The following is a 14,562-nucleotide window of genomic DNA, read 5'->3' as shown; positions in this document are numbered from 1 at the left end:
GGGGCGCCGTCTGGCGATTACAGGGCGGGCGTCTGGCGCGGCGTGTTGCCGCTAAGTTCAGTCACCAGATCGTTTATCCCGTCGCTCATGTTGGTAAAGCGCGTCAGCGGCGAGCGGGTCACCACCACAAAAGCACCGATATTGCTCTGCGGCACCATCGCCATATAGGTGATAAACCCGCCGCCGCCGCCGGTTTTCTGAATGATGCCGGGGCGGCCGTCTTTCGGCGCCATGTAGACCCAGCCCAGCCCCAGCGCGTCCGCTTTGCCCGGCACATCCATGCCGATGACGCGCGTAAGCTGCGTGCGCTGATAAATGAGCGTCTGCATGCGGTCCGCCTGCGCGCTGCGGCGATGGAAATCGGACGCCAGGAACTGCTGCATCCAGCGCATCATATCGTCTGGCGTGGAGTAAACGCCGCCGCTGCCGATGGCCGCCAGCGTGTTATTGCATGGGCTGGCGCCTTTTTCCGCCACCATCAGGCGCTTGCACTGATCGGGCGACGGCGTAAAGGTGGTGTCTTTCATGCCGAGCGGGCGGGTTATCTGCTCTTCAAACAGCTCGGTGTAAGGCTTGCCCGCGGCGTTAGCCAGCGCATCGGCCAGCAGGTCGAAAGCCAGATTGGAATAGGACGCCGTGGCGCCAGGTACCGCTTTTAACGTGGCGGTGGAAAGCCATTCCCAGCGTTGCTGGCGCGTCGGCCAGACAAACACCGGGCGTTTCGCCGCGCCGCCGGGCTGTTCCCTGGGCAGGGCGCTGGTGTGCGTGGCGAGGTTCACCAGTCTAATCGGCTCGCCCTGATACGTCGGCACGCGCGCGCCGGGCGGCGCGTAGCGGCTTAGCGGATCGTCAAGCTTCACCACGCCCTGATCGAGCATTTTCACCAGCATTTCGCTGGTCATCAGTTTGGTGAGCGAGGCGATGCGGATAACCGAGTCGAGCTGCGGGCGCACGTTATTGCCGGGGCGCGTTTCGCCGAAGCTTCGGAACACGCGCTGGTTGCCGTCAATCACGACAATCGCCATGCCGGTCGCGCCGCTGCCGTAGAAAATATGGTTAGCGTAACGGTCAACGATATCGGACGCGAAGACCGGGTCGGGCGAGGTTGGCGCGGCCTGGGCCGCAGAAAAGGCTGCGCTTATCAGCAGGGCGCAGGAGAGCAGACAACGTTTCAACGAAGCAATCCATTCAGTGAACGAGAATAGAGGGTATTTATACTACTGCGCGCGGATCTGCAAAGGTCGGAAAAGCGCGTCAACGACCGAAAAAACGTAACGATGCGTAACAGCTCGTTTTTTTGCGCAAAAATTTTCCAGCGGTGCTTCGCGTATCGCCTGTGATAATCTCCTGCTTTCCCTGAAAAGGAGTGCGTGATGGCTGTACCACGGGTTGTGATGGTTATCGATATGCAGAACGGCGTTTTCGCCACGCCGCGTTTTGACCGCGAAGGGCGCGTCGCCCGCATCAATCAGCTGATGGCGGGCGCGGAGCAGGTCATCATTATTCAGCATACGGAGCCGGGCGGGCTGGAAGAAGACTCGCCGGGGTTTGCGTTTCTGCCAGAGCTTAACGTGCCGCAGAACGCTTTACGCGTGACCAAAACCGCCTGCGACGCCTTTTACCGCACGCCCCTTGAAGCGCTGCTGCGCGAGCGCCATATTGACGCTTTTGTGGTATGCGGCTGCGCCAGCGACTACTGCGTAGATACCACCATCAAACAGGCGGCGAGCCGCGGCTTTCAGCTGACCATCGCCCGCGACGCCCATACCACCGCCGATCGCAGCGCCGCGACCGCGCCGGTGCTTATCGATCACTATAACGCGGTGTGGAGCACACTGACGGTGCCGGACAACCCGCTGCGCGTCGTGGCTACCGACGATATTTTGCGCGCCTGGCAGGCGAACTAAACGGCACGGGGTTTGTCTCAACACGTCGCAGAGGGCTGGCGCGCCGTTACACGTCCGGAAACACTCCGGGCGGCGCCGTCGTCGTCTGCGGCGTTACACTCAAGACCCCCTGCCGCGAGGGCAGGACACAAGCCATACAGCAACAGCAAAAACAAAAATATTTGCAGGAGTGATTGATGTTTAAATCCTTTTTTCCTCGTCCCGGCGCCTTTTTTCTTTCGGCGCTGATCTGGGCGATGATTGCCGTCGTCGTCTGGCAGATGAGCGGCGGCTGGCTCGCCGAACGGTTTGGCGTGGCGGGCGAACTGCCCATCAGCGCGGCCCGTTTCTGGTCGGGCAATTTTATCCTTTTCTACGCTTACTACGCGCTTTGCGTGGGGCTGTTCGCCGCCTTCTGGCGCGTCTATTGCCCGCACCGCTGGCAGCGCTGGTCAGTGCTGGGTTCGGCGCTGCTGATCTTCGTCACCTGGTTTATGGTGGAGCTGAGCGTCGCCATTAACGCCTGGTATGCGCCGTTCTTCGATCTGATCCAGACTGCGCTCGGCGCGCCCAATAAAGTCAAAATCGGCCAGCTCTATAGCGGCATCATGGTGTTTCTGGGCATTGCGCTTATTTACGTCACGGTCGGCGTGATGAATAACTTCTTTATCAGCCACTATATTTTCCGCTGGCGCACCGCCATGAACGAATACTACATGGCGCACTGGCAGCATCTGCGCCATATCGAAGGCGCCGCGCAGCGTGTGCAGGAAGACACTATGCGTTTCGCCTCCACGCTTGAGGATATGGGCGTGTCGCTGCTGAAAGCCGTGATGACGCTGATTGCCTTCCTGCCTGTGCTGGTGGCGCTCTCGCCGCACGTGAAAGAACTGCCGATCGTGGGCGAAGTGCCTTACGGGCTGGTGATCGCCGCGATCGTCTGGGCGCTGATGGGCACCGGCCTGCTGGCGCTGGTCGGGATCAAACTGCCGGGCCTGGAGTTTCGCAACCAGCGCGTTGAGGCGGCCTATCGTAAAGAGCTGGTTTACGGCGAAGACGATCCGACGCGCGCCGATCCGCAAACGGTGCAGGCGCTGTTCAGCAACGTGCGCTACAACTATTTCCGGCTCTACTTCCATTACACCTATTTCAACATCGCCCGCATTCTCTACCTGCAGGTGGATGCGATTTTCGGCCTGTTTTTGATGTTCCCGTCGATTGCGGCCGGGTCGATTACGCTGGGGTTGATGTCGCAGATTGGTAACGTGTTTGGCGAAGTGCGCGGCGCATTCCAGTATCTGATTAGCTCCTGGACCACACTCGTGGAACTGATGTCTATCTACAAACGTCTGCGCAGCTTTGAGCGTACGCTGAACGATAAACCCGACCTCGAACCTGAAACGCAGGAAGCGCTGTAAGGACGTTTTGCCGCTGCGTCTTCGGAGCGATCCGCTTTTCGCGGCGGCAAAAACGTGGCAGGGTAAACGCCCTGAACCCCGCCAGACAGGATTATCATGGCCGCCACGTTTGTCTTGCCCGCCCGCTTTCGTCCTCTTACGCTCGTCGCGCTGCTGACGCTCGCGGGCTGTACCAGCCAGACCACGACCACCGAAAAGGGCGCGAAACCGCTCGACGTGCGCGCCGTGGTAAAGCAAAAAATGCCGGCGAGCGTGAAAGACCGCGACGGCTGGGCGCGTGACATCGCCCGCGCGTTTGAGACGCAGAAAATCCCGGCGACCGAAGAGAACATCTGTTCGGTGCTGGCGGTGGCGGAGCAGGAATCGAATTACCAGTCCGACCCGCAGGTGCCGGGGCTTGGCAATATCGCCTGGAAGGAGATTGAGCGCCGCGCCGGTAAGCTGCACATTCCCGCCTTTGTGGTGCGCACCGCGCTCCTCATCAAATCGCCCAACGGCAAAAGCTACAGCGAGCGGCTCGATAACGTGAAATCTGAGCGCGAGCTGAGCGCGATTTTCGATGATTTTATCGGCATGGTGCCGCTCGGCCAGACGCTGTTTGGCAACTTAAATCCGGTACACACCGGCGGGCCGATGCAGGTCAGCATCGCGTTTGCCGAGCAGCACGAACGCGGCTATCCGTATGACATTGACGGCACGCTGCGCCAGGAGGTCTTTACGCGTCGCGGCGGGTTGTGGTTTGGCATTTATCATCTGCTGAACTATCCGGTCGATTATTCGCGCCCGCTCTATCGCTTCGCAGATTTCAACGCGGGCTGGTATGCGAGCCGCAACGCGGCGTTTCAGAATGCGGTCAGTAAAGCGAGCGGCGTGAAGCTGGCACTTGATGGCGATTTGATTCGCTATGACAGCAACGAGCCGGGCGCTACCGAAAACGCGGTGCGTAAGCTTGCCGACAGGCTGGATATGAGCGAGAGCGAGATCCACCGGGCGCTGGCGAAAGGGGATAGCGAGGATTTCAGCGACAGCGCGCTGTACAAAAAAGTCTTTGCGCTGGCGGATAAACGCGCGGGCCGTGCATTACCGCGTGAGTTACTGCCGGGTATTCAACTGGAAAGCCCGAAGATCACGCGTAAGCTCACCACAGCGTGGTTTGCAAAGCGTGTGGACGACCGTCGGGCACGCTGTATGAGTAAAGGTTAAAAGCGACGACGTCGCAGGCGGAAGAAAAACGCCATGACCATCGCAAAGATGCAGCCTGCGAGAAATGGCACCAGCGCAAAGATGGTGCCGACAGCGAGCCCCATTTTGATTTGCGGACGGCCGTTTTCCTGCATTTGCATCAGATTATCCAGAACGCCTGGCGCATGCACCACGACATTCAGGAGTTGCGCGCCAACCCAGAAAGAGAACAGTACAAACAGCGCGTAGGCGAGGTTGCCGAGCGCGGTGGATCTTCCTGGTTTCCCGGCGATTATGGGTTTGGGTAACGATATCTCAGCCATACAGACCTCCGGGGATTTTACCTTCGTACTGGCGTCACGCCAGGGTGCTACAAGGGGAAGTTTGGCAGGAGATTTTATTTGTCAATATCGGATTCGTGGTAATTTGGCGGGCAGATTACTCCTGAATGTCAAAATTATGTCGATTCTCACATTTCCGTAACTCAATTAATAAATGCTTAACATTCGGAATTTTCTTGCCTCACAACGCGTTATTACCGGTGCGCTTACGCCAGTTTACTGACGCTTTTAAACCCCTTTAAGCGTAACCGTAACGCGCGTCACACCGCGCGACGCGGGCCACAGACAGGCACGACGCGATATGCGAAGATGCTTTTTTTGACGCTTTCGGAGTAACCATGCAACTCTCTGCCAAAATTCGCCGTGACTGGCACTATTATGCGGTCGCTATAGGCCTGATTTTTATTATGAATGGCGTGATTGGTCTGCTGGGATTTGAGGCGAAGGGCTGGCAAACCTATGCGGTGGGGCTGGTGACCTGGGTTATCTGTTTCTGGATAGCGGGCTTTATCATCCGCCGTCGCCCGGAAGAACCGAGCGCGGCGGAAGCGGAAGAGTAACGGCTGGCGTTTAGCCGGTGATGGAGCTTTTCAGCGCCGCATCGACCTGATGACGCTCCAGCGCCAGTTCAATCAGGCGGGTAATCAATTGCTGGTAACCCATACCGCTCGCCTGCCACAGCTTCGGATACATGCTGATATTGGTAAAGCCCGGCAGCGTGTTGATCTCATTGATGATCACCTCGTTGTCCGGCGTCAGGAACACGTCAACGCGCGCGAGCCCGGCACATTCCAGCGCCTGGAACGCGCGAACCGCGATAGCGCGGATCTTCTCATTCACGTCAGGCGCGATATCCGCAGGCACCACCACGCGGGCGGCCTGATCGTCGATGTATTTGGTGTCGTAGGAATAAAACTCGCTGCTCACCACGATCTCCCCACAGGTACTCGCCTGCGGCTCCTCGTTGCCGAGCACCGCGCACTCGATTTCACGGCCTTTAATGCCGGTTTCCACCACCACTTTATGGTCGAACTCAAACGCCAGCGCGACGGCCGCGTGATACTGCGCCTCGTCGTTAACCTTACTGACGCCGACAGAGGAGCCCTGATTAGCAGGCTTGACGAACAGCGGCAGACCAAGCTGCGCTTTTACTTCCGCGAAGGTGATGCGCTGGCGGTTCGCGCGGGTGAGCGTAATAAAGGGCGCGACCGCAAGACCGGCGTCGCGCAGCAGACGTTTGGCGACGTCTTTATCCATGCTTACCGCCGAGCCCAGCACGCCGGAGCCGACAAACGGAATGTTCGCCATGCGCAGCATCCCCTGCAGCGAGCCGTCTTCGCCGAGCGTGCCATGGACTATCGGGAAGATAACATCCAGCTGCGGCAGCGCCTGGCGGTTGTCAGATTCGATGAGTTGCTGCTGGCTGAGGCCCGGGATCAGCGCGACATTTTTCTCGGAGCGGTGCAGGGCGATGCGCGCCGGATCTTCGGCGTTCAGCAGATAGCGTGACGCGTCGTTCACATGCCACTGGCCCTGTTTATCAATGCCCAGCAGCACGACGTCGAATTTTTCTTTATCAATCGCATCGACGATATTTTTCGCCGACTGAAGCGACACCTCGTGCTCCGCCGATTTTCCGCCAAACACAATGCCCACGCGCAGTTTTGCCATTTTTACAACCCATCCTCAAAGCAGACGAAAGTCCACAACATAGCACGCCCGGCAGGCGGATTCATGTGGTTCGTGGCGCGCAGCGGCGTGGTGTGGCGCGCAGCGGTTATACTTTGATTTTGTCTCTGGTTTTCTGGCGGTGGCATGGCGAAAAAAGGGATAGCGATGGTGACAACCCTGGCGTTAACGGCGCTCGCAGGCGTCTGGCTGTATGACTATTTGCCGGCCTGGTATAACCCGTTCGCGCCGCTCTCGCCGCTCGATCCGCCCACCATGGTGACGCGCTACAAACTGCGCCAGATGGCGAATAACCCACAGGCGTGCCTGGCGCTGCTCGATGAAGCCCGTAAGCGGGATATGATCCAGTACCGTGTACAGAACGCCACTAAGGGCGACTGCCCGCTGGCAGCGCCCGTGCGGGTGCTACGCTTCGGCGAGGTGAAACTCAGCAGCTCGTTTCTGGCAAGCTGCCCGCTGGCGCTCAGTAGCGCCATGTATGTACAACAGCAGGCGAAACCGATTAGCGCGTCGATGATGGGCAGCGCGCTGGTGCGCATCGACCACTACGGCAGCTACGCCTGCCGCAATATCTACCATCGCGCCAATGCCCGCTTAAGCGAACACGCGACGGCGGATGCGCTGGACGTCAGCGCGTTTCGGTTCGCCAACGGTCAGCAGATAAGCGTGCTGAAAGGCTGGAAGGAGAGCGGCCCGCGCGGCGACACCCTGCGCGCCCTGTTCGGCCAGAGCTGTCTTTACTTCGGCAACGCGCTCGGGCCGGACTACAACGCCGCTCACGCCAACCATTTTCATTTAGGCATGCGCGGCTTCGGCATCTGCCGCTAAGGATAATCGTCGGCGCGGGGCGCGCTTTGGTGTGATAAATGTCACAAATGATTTTATATTAATAATAAGCGTCCAAAATATTACAGGCCGCACATGTGCGCACTTACACCGCGGCGCATCCTGATACCCTGACACATCATTAATTTAGATATATTGCGCGTATGGAATCCTGGAAGGTTAATCTTATCTCCGTCTGGTTTGGCTGTTTTTTCACCGGCCTTGCCATCAGTCAAATTCTTCCGTTTCTGCCGCTTTATGTCGCCGAGCTCGGCGTGCAGTCGCACGAGGCGCTGTCGCTCTGGTCAGGGCTTACCTTCAGCGTCACGTTTCTGGTTTCCGCTATCGTCTCTCCGCTCTGGGGTAGCCTTGCCGACCGCAAAGGCCGCAAGCTGATGCTGCTGCGCGCCTCGCTCGGCATGGCGGTGGCGATTTTATTGCAGGCGTTCGCCACCAGCGTCTGGCAGCTCTTCGCGCTGCGCGCGCTGATGGGGCTGACGTCCGGCTATATTCCTAACGCGATGGCGCTGGTCGCCTCGCAGGTGCCGCGCGACCGCAGCGGCTGGGCGCTCAGCACGCTCTCCACCGCGCAGATAAGCGGCGTGATCCTGGGCCCGCTGATGGGCGGTTTTCTGGCCGACAGCGTCGGGCTGCGCCCGGTATTTTTGATTACCGCGCTGCTGCTGATGATAAGTTTCGCGGTGACGCTGTTTCTGATTAAAGAGGGCGTGCGGCCGACGCTTGCCAAAGGCGAACAGCTGAGCGGCAAAGCGGTGTTCGCGAGCCTGCCGGCGCCGTGGCTGGTGCTGAGCCTGTTTATCACGACGATGGTTATCCAGCTCTCCAACGGCTCCATCAGCCCCATTCTGGCGCTGTTTATCAAAGAGTTGACGCCTGACAGCAGCAATATCGCCTTTTTAAGCGGGATGATCGCGGCGGTGCCAGGCGTGTCGGCATTATTGAGCGCGCCGCGTCTTGGGCGATTAGGCGATCGCATCGGCACCGCGCGGGTATTGATGGCGACGCTTATCGTGGCGGTAGTGCTGTTTTTCGCGATGTCGTTTGTCACCTCGCCGATGCAGCTCGCGGCGCTGCGCTTTCTGCTCGGCTTCGCCGACGGCGCGATGTTCCCGGCGGTGCAGACGCTGCTGGTGAAATATTCCTCTGATAACGTGACCGGACGTATCTTTGGCTATAACCAGTCCTTTATGTACCTCGGCAATGTGCTGGGACCGCTGATGGGAGCGGGGATCTCCGCCGCCGCAGGTTACCGCTGGGTATTCATCGCCACGGCAATCGTGTTGCTGATTAACGTCTGGCAGTTCGGCACGGAATTAAGAAAAAACGCACGCCGTTAATAATAACGCTGCCGTCTGGCGGTGAATTAATTGGCGCAGTGAGAGCAGACGGTGAACCTTTTTTCTTCCGCAGCCATATTTTGCCGGTAAAACGTTTCGCTGACGGCGATTTTCTGTGGCGCCGCACAAAACCGATGCGATGGTAAAAAAAGCCGCTGCGATCACTAGGCAACCTCAATGGGTAATGATAACTTCTTGCCAACACCTTCACGGGATGACAGTGATGAAAAATCTTATAGCTGAACTACTGGTCAAGCTGGCAGAAAAGGAAGAAGAATCTAAAGAGTTAGTGGCTCAGGTCGAGGCGCTTGAAATTGTCGTCACTGCGCTACTGCGTCATCTGGACAACGAGACGCAACAGACGCTGATTGCAAGCGTGGAAGGGGCGCTGGACGGCGTTCAGCCTGAAAGCAACGTGCCCCAGCGTGATACCGAGCTGCTTCAGCAATACGTAAAAAAGCTACTGCGGCATCCCAGAACCTGAGCGTATAACGGGCGAGCCGCGTTATTTTAGTGTCATCGGATTCTGTTACGCTTACCTGTTGTATTATCCGCAGGCGTTTATTTCGGCATGCTTAACACACTGTTGCCGGAATAAATACATCGCCTGCGGATATTCCTTTCTTTATTCTTCTGCGTCAGCGCAGTGGCGTGGATAATACGCGGCTGCCTGCCGCGCTGTCGCGCTAATACTTTTTTCTTATCGCTCAACCTGGTAATTATCAGGACGGTTATACGCTGGCGCGTAAATATATCCTCTCCTGTCTTATACGCTTATTTTGTGGTCCGCCTGGCGCTTTGCATAATAATGCATGGCGATTTTTGTGCGCTGTCCGGGTGATGGCGTGGCGCAGGCTGCGCGTACTCCCAGCACAGGCAATGGCGAGGGAGCACGTGCAGTGAACAGAAACAGAAAGCTCTCTGATTGTCCATGAGATAAATGGTGGATAGCAGATGCATTGTTTAAAAATTATCGTGCTGTGTCACATTAAATCGCGTCATTCGGGGTTATATCGCGAGGTGAAGCGATTTTTCGGTTTTATAACCTCCATCACAAAACATCATGCCACAGCAATTTTATCCATATCTACGGCGTTTCCCGCCTGACGATTTACGGGCGTTACCACTACCGTTATGGCAATGGCCGATTGCCTTTAACGGGAGAAAAAAGATGTCCTCGGTAAGTGAAGTCACGCCTGCTGCCAGCGCTCAGGAACGTAAAGCGCGCCGCATGAATCTGTTTGTTTCTTTTTCCGCTGCCGTCGCGGGCCTGCTGTTTGGCCTCGATATCGGCGTTATCGCCGGGGCGCTGCCCTTTATCACCGATCACTTCAGTTTAAGCAGCCGCGCCCAGGAGTGGGTGGTGAGCAGCATGATGCTCGGGGCCGCGCTGGGCGCGCTGTTTAACGGCTGGCTCTCGTCGCGCCTCGGGCGTAAGTACAGCCTGCTCGCGGGCGCGGCGCTGTTTATTATCGGATCGATTGGATCAGCCTTCGCCCATTCGCTGGAAGTGCTGCTGTCTGCCCGCGTCATTCTCGGTGTGGCGGTCGGGATCGCCTCCTACACCGCGCCGCTGTATCTCTCTGAAATGGCCTCTGAGAAAGTGCGCGGCAAAATGATAAGCCTCTATCAGCTGATGGTGACGCTGGGCATTCTGCTGGCGTTTCTTTCCGATACCGCGCTGAGCTACAGCGGCAACTGGCGCGCCATGCTTGGCGTACTGGCGCTGCCAGCGGTGGTTCTGCTGGTGATGGTGGTGTTTTTGCCCAACAGCCCGCGGTGGCTTGCGGCCAAAGGCATGAACATCGAGGCGGAAAGAGTGCTGCGAATGCTGCGCGACACCTCGGAAAAAGCGCGTGAAGAACTGAATGAAATTCGCGAAAGCCTGAAGGTGAAGCAGGGCGGCTGGGCGCTGTTTACCGCCAACCGCAACGTACGCCGCGCCGTGTTTCTTGGGATGCTGCTCCAGGCGATGCAGCAGTTTACCGGCATGAACATCATCATGTATTACGCGCCGAAAATCTTCCAGATGGCGGGGTTCGCCAGTACCGAAGAGCAGATGATAGCCACCGTCGTAGTGGGGCTGACCTTTATGCTCGCCACCTTTATCGCGGTGTTCACCGTGGATAAAGCGGGCCGTAAACCGGCGCTGAAAATCGGCTTTAGCGTCATGGCGCTCGGCACGCTGGTGCTCGGCTACTGCCTGATGAAAGTCGACCATGGCGAAATCTCTACCGGCATCTCCTGGCTTTCCGTCGGCATGACCATGATGTGCATCGCGGGCTACGCCATGAGCGCCGCGCCGGTGGTGTGGATTTTGTGCTCGGAAATCCAGCCGCTGAAATGCCGCGACTTCGGCGTTACCTGTTCAACGACCACTAACTGGGTGTCGAACATGATTATCGGCGCCACCTTCCTCACGCTTATCGACCATATCGGCGCCGCGGGCACCTTCTGGCTCTATACCGCGCTGAACCTGGTGTTTGTCGGCGTCACGTTCTGGCTTATCCCGGAAACCAAAAACATCACGCTTGAGCATATTGAAAAGAACCTGATGGCGGGCAAGAAGCTGCGCGATATCGGGCAGTGAAGCAACAAAAAGGGCTACCCGCGGTAGCCCTTTCTTTTTAGCCCTTACTGAGCTTTTCCGATTTGGCCATACACTGGGCCATCGCTTCTATCACCGCCGCGCGCATCCCGCGCTCTTCGAGCACCCGCACCGCTTCGATGGTCGTCCCGCCCGGCGAGCACACCATATCCTTCAGCTCGCCCGGATGTTTGCCGGTTTCAAGCACCATTTTGGCGGAGCCCATCACCGCCTGGGCCGCGAATTTATACGCCTGCGCGCGCGGCATGCCGCCGAGCACGGCGGCGTCGGCCATCGCTTCGATAAACATAAAGACATACGCGGGCGCTGAGCCGCTGACGCCCACGACCGGGTGAATCAGATATTCCGCGACCACTTCCGCCTCGCCGAAGCTTCGGAACATCGCGAGCACATTCTGGATGTCCTCTTCGCTGGCGAGCGCATTCGGGGTGATGGAGGTCATTCCGGCCTGCACCAGCGACGGCGTGTTCGGCATGGTGCGGATAATTTTACGATCGTGTCCCAGGACCGTCGCGAGCTGATCCAGCGTGATCCCGGCGGCGACAGAAACCACCAGCGAATCTTTATTCAGGCTGGAGGCGATATCGCTCATGACTTTCAGCATGATGTTGGGTTTGACCGCGCCAAACACGATGTCCGTCGCCTGAGCGACTTCCTGCGCGCTGGAGGCGGTATTTACGCCAAACTCCTGCCTGAGCGCCTCCCGGCTCTCTTCCGACGGCGTATAGACCCAGACGTTTTCCGCCCGCGCCTGGCCGCTTGCCAGCAGGCCGCTGAGAATGGCCTTGCCCATATTCCCGCAACCGATAAAGCCTGTTTTCTTTTCCACAGCATCACTCCGTTTTATCGCGTCCAGATTCACATGCGCTATAGCTTAACGCGCTTTCCGGCAATCCGTTAAGGCTTCGGCTACGCTTATCCTGAATCCGGGAGGTGGGAAATGGACAAAATCGTTTCTGACGAAAGCGCCAGCCGCGACGCGCCGGTACGTGAGCATATGCATGCCCAGCGCATCGAATGGCGCATCCAGCGGGGCGGCAACTGGCTGCTGTTCGCAATTGTATTGGTTGCGCTGCTGGGCGGGTTTTCCGACGGCTGGCTGAGTGAAACCTCGGCGACGAATCAGGAGAAAAGCCTGACCGTCGAGTATCAGCGTTTTCTGCGCGCCGAAAGCGACGAGCCGTTTGCGCTGCGCATTCAGGGGCCTAAAAATCAGCCAGTCACGCTGGCGTTTGGCGGCGATTTTGCCGATCGCTTCGTGCTGCAAACGCTTCAGCCGCAGCCGGTGGTGACCCATACCGGGCAGCACACGCTGACGCTCACCTTCGCGCCGACGCCCGATGGCGCCCACGCCGTCTGGATAGTGACGCAGCCGCAGTCGGCCGGGCGCTTAACCTCCACCGTGACGCTGGAAGGCGCGTCGCCGGTGCATCTGACCCAGTGGGTTTATCCGTAGGAGAACATAATGGACAGCGTATTGCGCGCCGCAGGCATGTACTTTCTGCTGCTGGTGGTGCTGAAAATCGCCGGTCGCCGCACGTTGCTGGAGATGAACTCGTTTGATTTCGTGCTGCTGTTAATCATCAGCGAGGCGACCCAACAGGCGCTGCTCGGCAATGACTTTTCGTTTACGGGGGCGGCAATCACCATCATTACGCTTATCGTGCTCGATATTCTGCTGAGCTATGTGAAAAACGCGTTTCCGCGTCTCGATCTGCTGCTCGACGGATCGCCGCTAATTCTGGTGGAGAATGGCCGCCTGCTGACCACGCGTATGAAGAAAGCGGGGATCTCGCGGGACGATATTTTAAGCTCGGCCCGCACCAGCCAGGGGATCGACCGGCTGGAGGAGATAAAATTCGCCATCCTTGAGAAAAATGGCAAAATCTCCATTATTCCCGCCGACAATCAGGAGTCGTAATGCCAGTCTGGGTGGATGCCGATGCGTGTCCGAAAGTGATTAAAGAAGTGCTGTTCCGCGCCGCCGAGCGCACCGAAACGCCGGTGATTCTGGTGGCGAACCAGCCGCTGCGCGTGCCGCCGTCAAAGTTTATCCGCGCCCGCCAGGTGCCAGCGGGGTTTGACGTCGCGGATAACGAAATCGTGCGTTGCTGCGAGCCGGGGGATCTGGTGGTGACGGCAGATATTCCGCTCGCGGCGGAAGTGATAGCGAAAGGCGCCGTGGCGCTCAATCCGCGCGGCGAGCGCTACAGCGAAGCCACCATTCGCGAACGCCTGACGATGCGCGATTTTATGGATACGCTGCGCGCCAGCGGCATCCAGACCGGCGGTCCGGACGCCCTGAGCCAGCGCGACCGCCAGCAATTCGCCGCTGAACTTGATAAGTGGCTCAGCGGCCAAAAGCGTCAGGCTTAAACCCAGTTGTCGTCGTCGCCGCCGAAATCGTCGCCGCCAAAGTCATCGCCGGCGAAATCGTTATTCCAGTCCTCGTCGCTGCTGGCAGGCACGTAGTCGTTGCCGTTGTCCTGTTGCAGCCCGGCGTCCTGGTTCAGGAACTGGCTGTCATCGGCCTGGTTGTAATCCTCAACGGCGTTTACCGGGCTGTTATCCGCCGGTTGCGCCGGTTCGTTAATGATATTGACGATCTCCTCCGGCTGGCTGTGGCTGAACATGCTGGTCAGCATATTGCCGAGCACCACGCCGCCCGCCACACCCGCGGCGGTCTGTAAGGCACCAGCCATAAAGCCGCCGCCGCGAGGAGCGTTATTGTACTGACCCGGCGCGGCCTGCGGCGCGTAGCCCGCCTGCGGTGCGCTCTGGTACTGCTGCGCGCCGGGAATAGGGTCGGAGCCGCGCGGTGTGGCCTGCGGGCGCGGGGCTTCCGGCTCGCTCTTGTTGCCGCCGAACAGGCCCGCCAGGAAACCGCCGCTGCTCTGCTGACGGCTTGCTGAATGTTTCAACTGCGCCACTTCGGCTTCGAGCGCCTGAATACGGCCATTCAGCTGTTTCATGGCCGCTTCCTGGATAAGCAGGGTCTGCGCCATGTAATAAGCGGCGCCAGGCTGGTTGCGCATATGCTGCTCAATCCAGCGTTCGGCGTCCGCGTCGCGCGGCGCGCTGTTTTCACCGGCGGCTTTGAGTCGGTCAAAAAGCCCGTCAATCAGACGTTGCTCTTCAGATTGCATGATTCATCCCTCTGTCATTGAACGCGTCAATAGTTAAGTCTGGAGAAAAATCGCCGCTTGTAAATATCCGGCGCGTAAAGGAAATAAGAAATATGTAACCGGGTGCGGC

General features: G+C 58.4%; 16 protein-coding genes. 11 read left to right on the top strand and 5 right to left on the bottom strand.

Annotated features, from left to right (window positions below):
* Positions 1–17: 17 nt before the first annotated feature.
* Entirely contained in the window at positions 18–1,175 is a 1,158-nt protein-coding gene (gene ampH, locus AB8W27_RS16030; RefSeq protein ID WP_041923255.1) for a D-alanyl-D-alanine-carboxypeptidase/endopeptidase AmpH, read from the bottom strand.
* Positions 1,176–1,373: 198 nt separating this feature from the next.
* On the opposite strand from ampH, the gene AB8W27_RS16025 reads away from it, so the two are divergent.
* The 3 genes from AB8W27_RS16025 (at position 1,374) to AB8W27_RS16015 (ending at position 4,507) form a co-directional block, all read left to right on the top strand.
* Positions 1,374–1,907 carry an isochorismatase family protein gene (locus tag AB8W27_RS16025; protein ID WP_041923256.1) on the top strand — a complete coding sequence of 178 codons (534 nt, stop codon included), beginning with the start codon at positions 1,374–1,376 and terminating at the stop codon, positions 1,905–1,907.
* A 176-nt stretch (positions 1,908–2,083) separates the two neighbouring features.
* Positions 2,084–3,304 carry a peptide antibiotic transporter SbmA gene (gene sbmA / locus AB8W27_RS16020; protein ID WP_012815489.1) on the top strand — a complete coding sequence of 407 codons (1,221 nt, stop codon included), beginning with the start codon at positions 2,084–2,086 and terminating at the stop codon, positions 3,302–3,304.
* A 96-nt stretch (positions 3,305–3,400) separates the two neighbouring features.
* A complete protein-coding gene (locus AB8W27_RS16015; RefSeq protein ID WP_041923257.1) occupies positions 3,401–4,507 on the top strand; it encodes a DUF1615 domain-containing protein in 1,107 nt (368 codons plus the stop codon).
* Here the strand turns inward: AB8W27_RS16015 and AB8W27_RS16010 are convergent.
* Positions 4,504–4,809 (bottom strand): DUF2755 family protein, encoded by a 306-nt coding sequence (locus tag AB8W27_RS16010; protein ID WP_012815491.1) that lies wholly within the window; start codon positions 4,807–4,809, stop codon positions 4,504–4,506. The genes AB8W27_RS16015 and AB8W27_RS16010 overlap by 4 nt on opposite strands.
* Positions 4,810–5,165: 356 nt before the next feature.
* On the opposite strand from AB8W27_RS16010, the gene AB8W27_RS16005 reads away from it, so the two are divergent.
* A complete protein-coding gene (locus AB8W27_RS16005; protein ID WP_007764661.1) occupies positions 5,166–5,387 on the top strand; it encodes a DUF2754 family protein in 222 nt (73 codons plus the stop codon).
* Between the two features lie 10 nt (positions 5,388–5,397).
* Here the strand turns inward: AB8W27_RS16005 and ddlA are convergent, their stop codons facing one another.
* Positions 5,398–6,498 carry a D-alanine--D-alanine ligase gene (gene ddlA, locus AB8W27_RS16000; RefSeq protein WP_012815492.1) on the bottom strand — a complete coding sequence of 367 codons (1,101 nt, stop codon included), beginning with the start codon at positions 6,496–6,498 and terminating at the stop codon, positions 5,398–5,400.
* Between the two features lie 144 nt (positions 6,499–6,642).
* On the opposite strand from ddlA, the gene AB8W27_RS15995 reads away from it, so the two are divergent.
* From AB8W27_RS15995 to AB8W27_RS15980, 4 genes are all read left to right on the top strand, one after another.
* On the top strand, positions 6,643–7,344 hold the full coding sequence (locus AB8W27_RS15995) for an extensin family protein (RefSeq protein ID WP_012815493.1): 702 nt from the start codon (positions 6,643–6,645) through the stop codon (positions 7,342–7,344).
* A 161-nt stretch (positions 7,345–7,505) separates the two neighbouring features.
* A complete protein-coding gene (locus AB8W27_RS15990) occupies positions 7,506–8,699 on the top strand; it encodes a multidrug efflux MFS transporter (protein ID WP_041923258.1) in 1,194 nt (397 codons plus the stop codon).
* Between the two features lie 223 nt (positions 8,700–8,922).
* Positions 8,923–9,183 carry an anti-adapter protein IraP gene (gene iraP, locus AB8W27_RS15985; protein ID WP_007764753.1) on the top strand — a complete coding sequence of 87 codons (261 nt, stop codon included), beginning with the start codon at positions 8,923–8,925 and terminating at the stop codon, positions 9,181–9,183.
* 687 nt (positions 9,184–9,870) lie between these two features.
* The gene (locus AB8W27_RS15980; protein WP_041923259.1) at positions 9,871–11,289 is read left to right on the top strand and encodes a sugar porter family MFS transporter; all 1,419 of its coding nucleotides are present in this window, start codon (positions 9,871–9,873) and stop codon (positions 11,287–11,289) included.
* Positions 11,290–11,326: 37 nt separating this feature from the next.
* Here AB8W27_RS15980 and proC read toward each other — a convergent pair whose 3' ends face one another.
* Positions 11,327–12,136 (bottom strand): pyrroline-5-carboxylate reductase, encoded by an 810-nt coding sequence (proC, locus tag AB8W27_RS15975; protein WP_012815497.1) that lies wholly within the window; start codon positions 12,134–12,136, stop codon positions 11,327–11,329.
* Between the two features lie 111 nt (positions 12,137–12,247).
* Between proC and AB8W27_RS15970 the strand changes: the two genes are divergently transcribed.
* Genes AB8W27_RS15970 through AB8W27_RS15960 form a run of 3 tightly spaced genes read left to right on the top strand, consistent with a single transcriptional unit; the run spans position 12,248 to position 13,683 of the window.
* Positions 12,248–12,763 (top strand): hypothetical protein, encoded by a 516-nt coding sequence (locus tag AB8W27_RS15970; RefSeq protein WP_012815498.1) that lies wholly within the window; start codon positions 12,248–12,250, stop codon positions 12,761–12,763.
* A 9-nt stretch (positions 12,764–12,772) separates the two neighbouring features.
* Complete coding sequence (locus AB8W27_RS15965; protein ID WP_012815499.1) at positions 12,773–13,228, top strand: DUF421 domain-containing protein; 456 nt, start codon at positions 12,773–12,775, stop codon at positions 13,226–13,228.
* Positions 13,228–13,683 carry a YaiI/YqxD family protein gene (locus AB8W27_RS15960; RefSeq protein ID WP_007764839.1) on the top strand — a complete coding sequence of 152 codons (456 nt, stop codon included), beginning with the start codon at positions 13,228–13,230 and terminating at the stop codon, positions 13,681–13,683. The genes AB8W27_RS15965 and AB8W27_RS15960 overlap by 1 nt, the downstream gene beginning before the upstream one ends.
* Here AB8W27_RS15960 and AB8W27_RS15955 read toward each other — a convergent pair.
* Entirely contained in the window at positions 13,680–14,453 is a 774-nt protein-coding gene (locus AB8W27_RS15955) for a DUF2076 domain-containing protein (RefSeq protein WP_012815500.1), read from the bottom strand. The genes AB8W27_RS15960 and AB8W27_RS15955 overlap by 4 nt on opposite strands.
* Positions 14,454–14,562 lie beyond the last annotated feature (109 nt).

Source organism: Cronobacter turicensis, from assembly GCF_041222865.1.
Classification (GTDB): domain Bacteria; phylum Pseudomonadota; class Gammaproteobacteria; order Enterobacterales; family Enterobacteriaceae; genus Cronobacter; species Cronobacter turicensis.
This window is presented reverse-complemented; position numbering and strand designations above follow the sequence as displayed.

Bases quoted from the DNA above. Each gene is read 5' to 3' on its own strand.
- AB8W27_RS16025 (WP_041923256.1), top strand. From the start codon at position 1,374: ATGGCTGTACCACGGGTTGTGATGGTTATCGATATGCAGAACGGCGTT.
- sbmA (WP_012815489.1), top strand. From the start codon at position 2,084: ATGTTTAAATCCTTTTTTCCTCGTCCCGGCGCCTTTTTTCTTTCGGCG.
- AB8W27_RS16015 (WP_041923257.1), top strand. From the start codon at position 3,401: ATGGCCGCCACGTTTGTCTTGCCCGCCCGCTTTCGTCCTCTTACGCTC.
- AB8W27_RS16010 (WP_012815491.1), bottom strand. From the start codon at position 4,809: ATGGCTGAGATATCGTTACCCAAACCCATAATCGCCGGGAAACCAGGA.
- AB8W27_RS16005 (WP_007764661.1), top strand. From the start codon at position 5,166: ATGCAACTCTCTGCCAAAATTCGCCGTGACTGGCACTATTATGCGGTC.
- ddlA (WP_012815492.1), bottom strand. From the start codon at position 6,498: ATGGCAAAACTGCGCGTGGGCATTGTGTTTGGCGGAAAATCGGCGGAG.
- AB8W27_RS15995 (WP_012815493.1), top strand. From the start codon at position 6,643: ATGGCGAAAAAAGGGATAGCGATGGTGACAACCCTGGCGTTAACGGCG.
- AB8W27_RS15990 (WP_041923258.1), top strand. From the start codon at position 7,506: ATGGAATCCTGGAAGGTTAATCTTATCTCCGTCTGGTTTGGCTGTTTT.
- iraP (WP_007764753.1), top strand. From the start codon at position 8,923: ATGAAAAATCTTATAGCTGAACTACTGGTCAAGCTGGCAGAAAAGGAA.
- AB8W27_RS15980 (WP_041923259.1), top strand. From the start codon at position 9,871: ATGTCCTCGGTAAGTGAAGTCACGCCTGCTGCCAGCGCTCAGGAACGT.
- AB8W27_RS15970 (WP_012815498.1), top strand. From the start codon at position 12,248: ATGGACAAAATCGTTTCTGACGAAAGCGCCAGCCGCGACGCGCCGGTA.
- AB8W27_RS15965 (WP_012815499.1), top strand. From the start codon at position 12,773: ATGGACAGCGTATTGCGCGCCGCAGGCATGTACTTTCTGCTGCTGGTG.
- AB8W27_RS15960 (WP_007764839.1), top strand. From the start codon at position 13,228: ATGCCAGTCTGGGTGGATGCCGATGCGTGTCCGAAAGTGATTAAAGAA.
- AB8W27_RS15955 (WP_012815500.1), bottom strand. From the start codon at position 14,453: ATGCAATCTGAAGAGCAACGTCTGATTGACGGGCTTTTTGACCGACTC.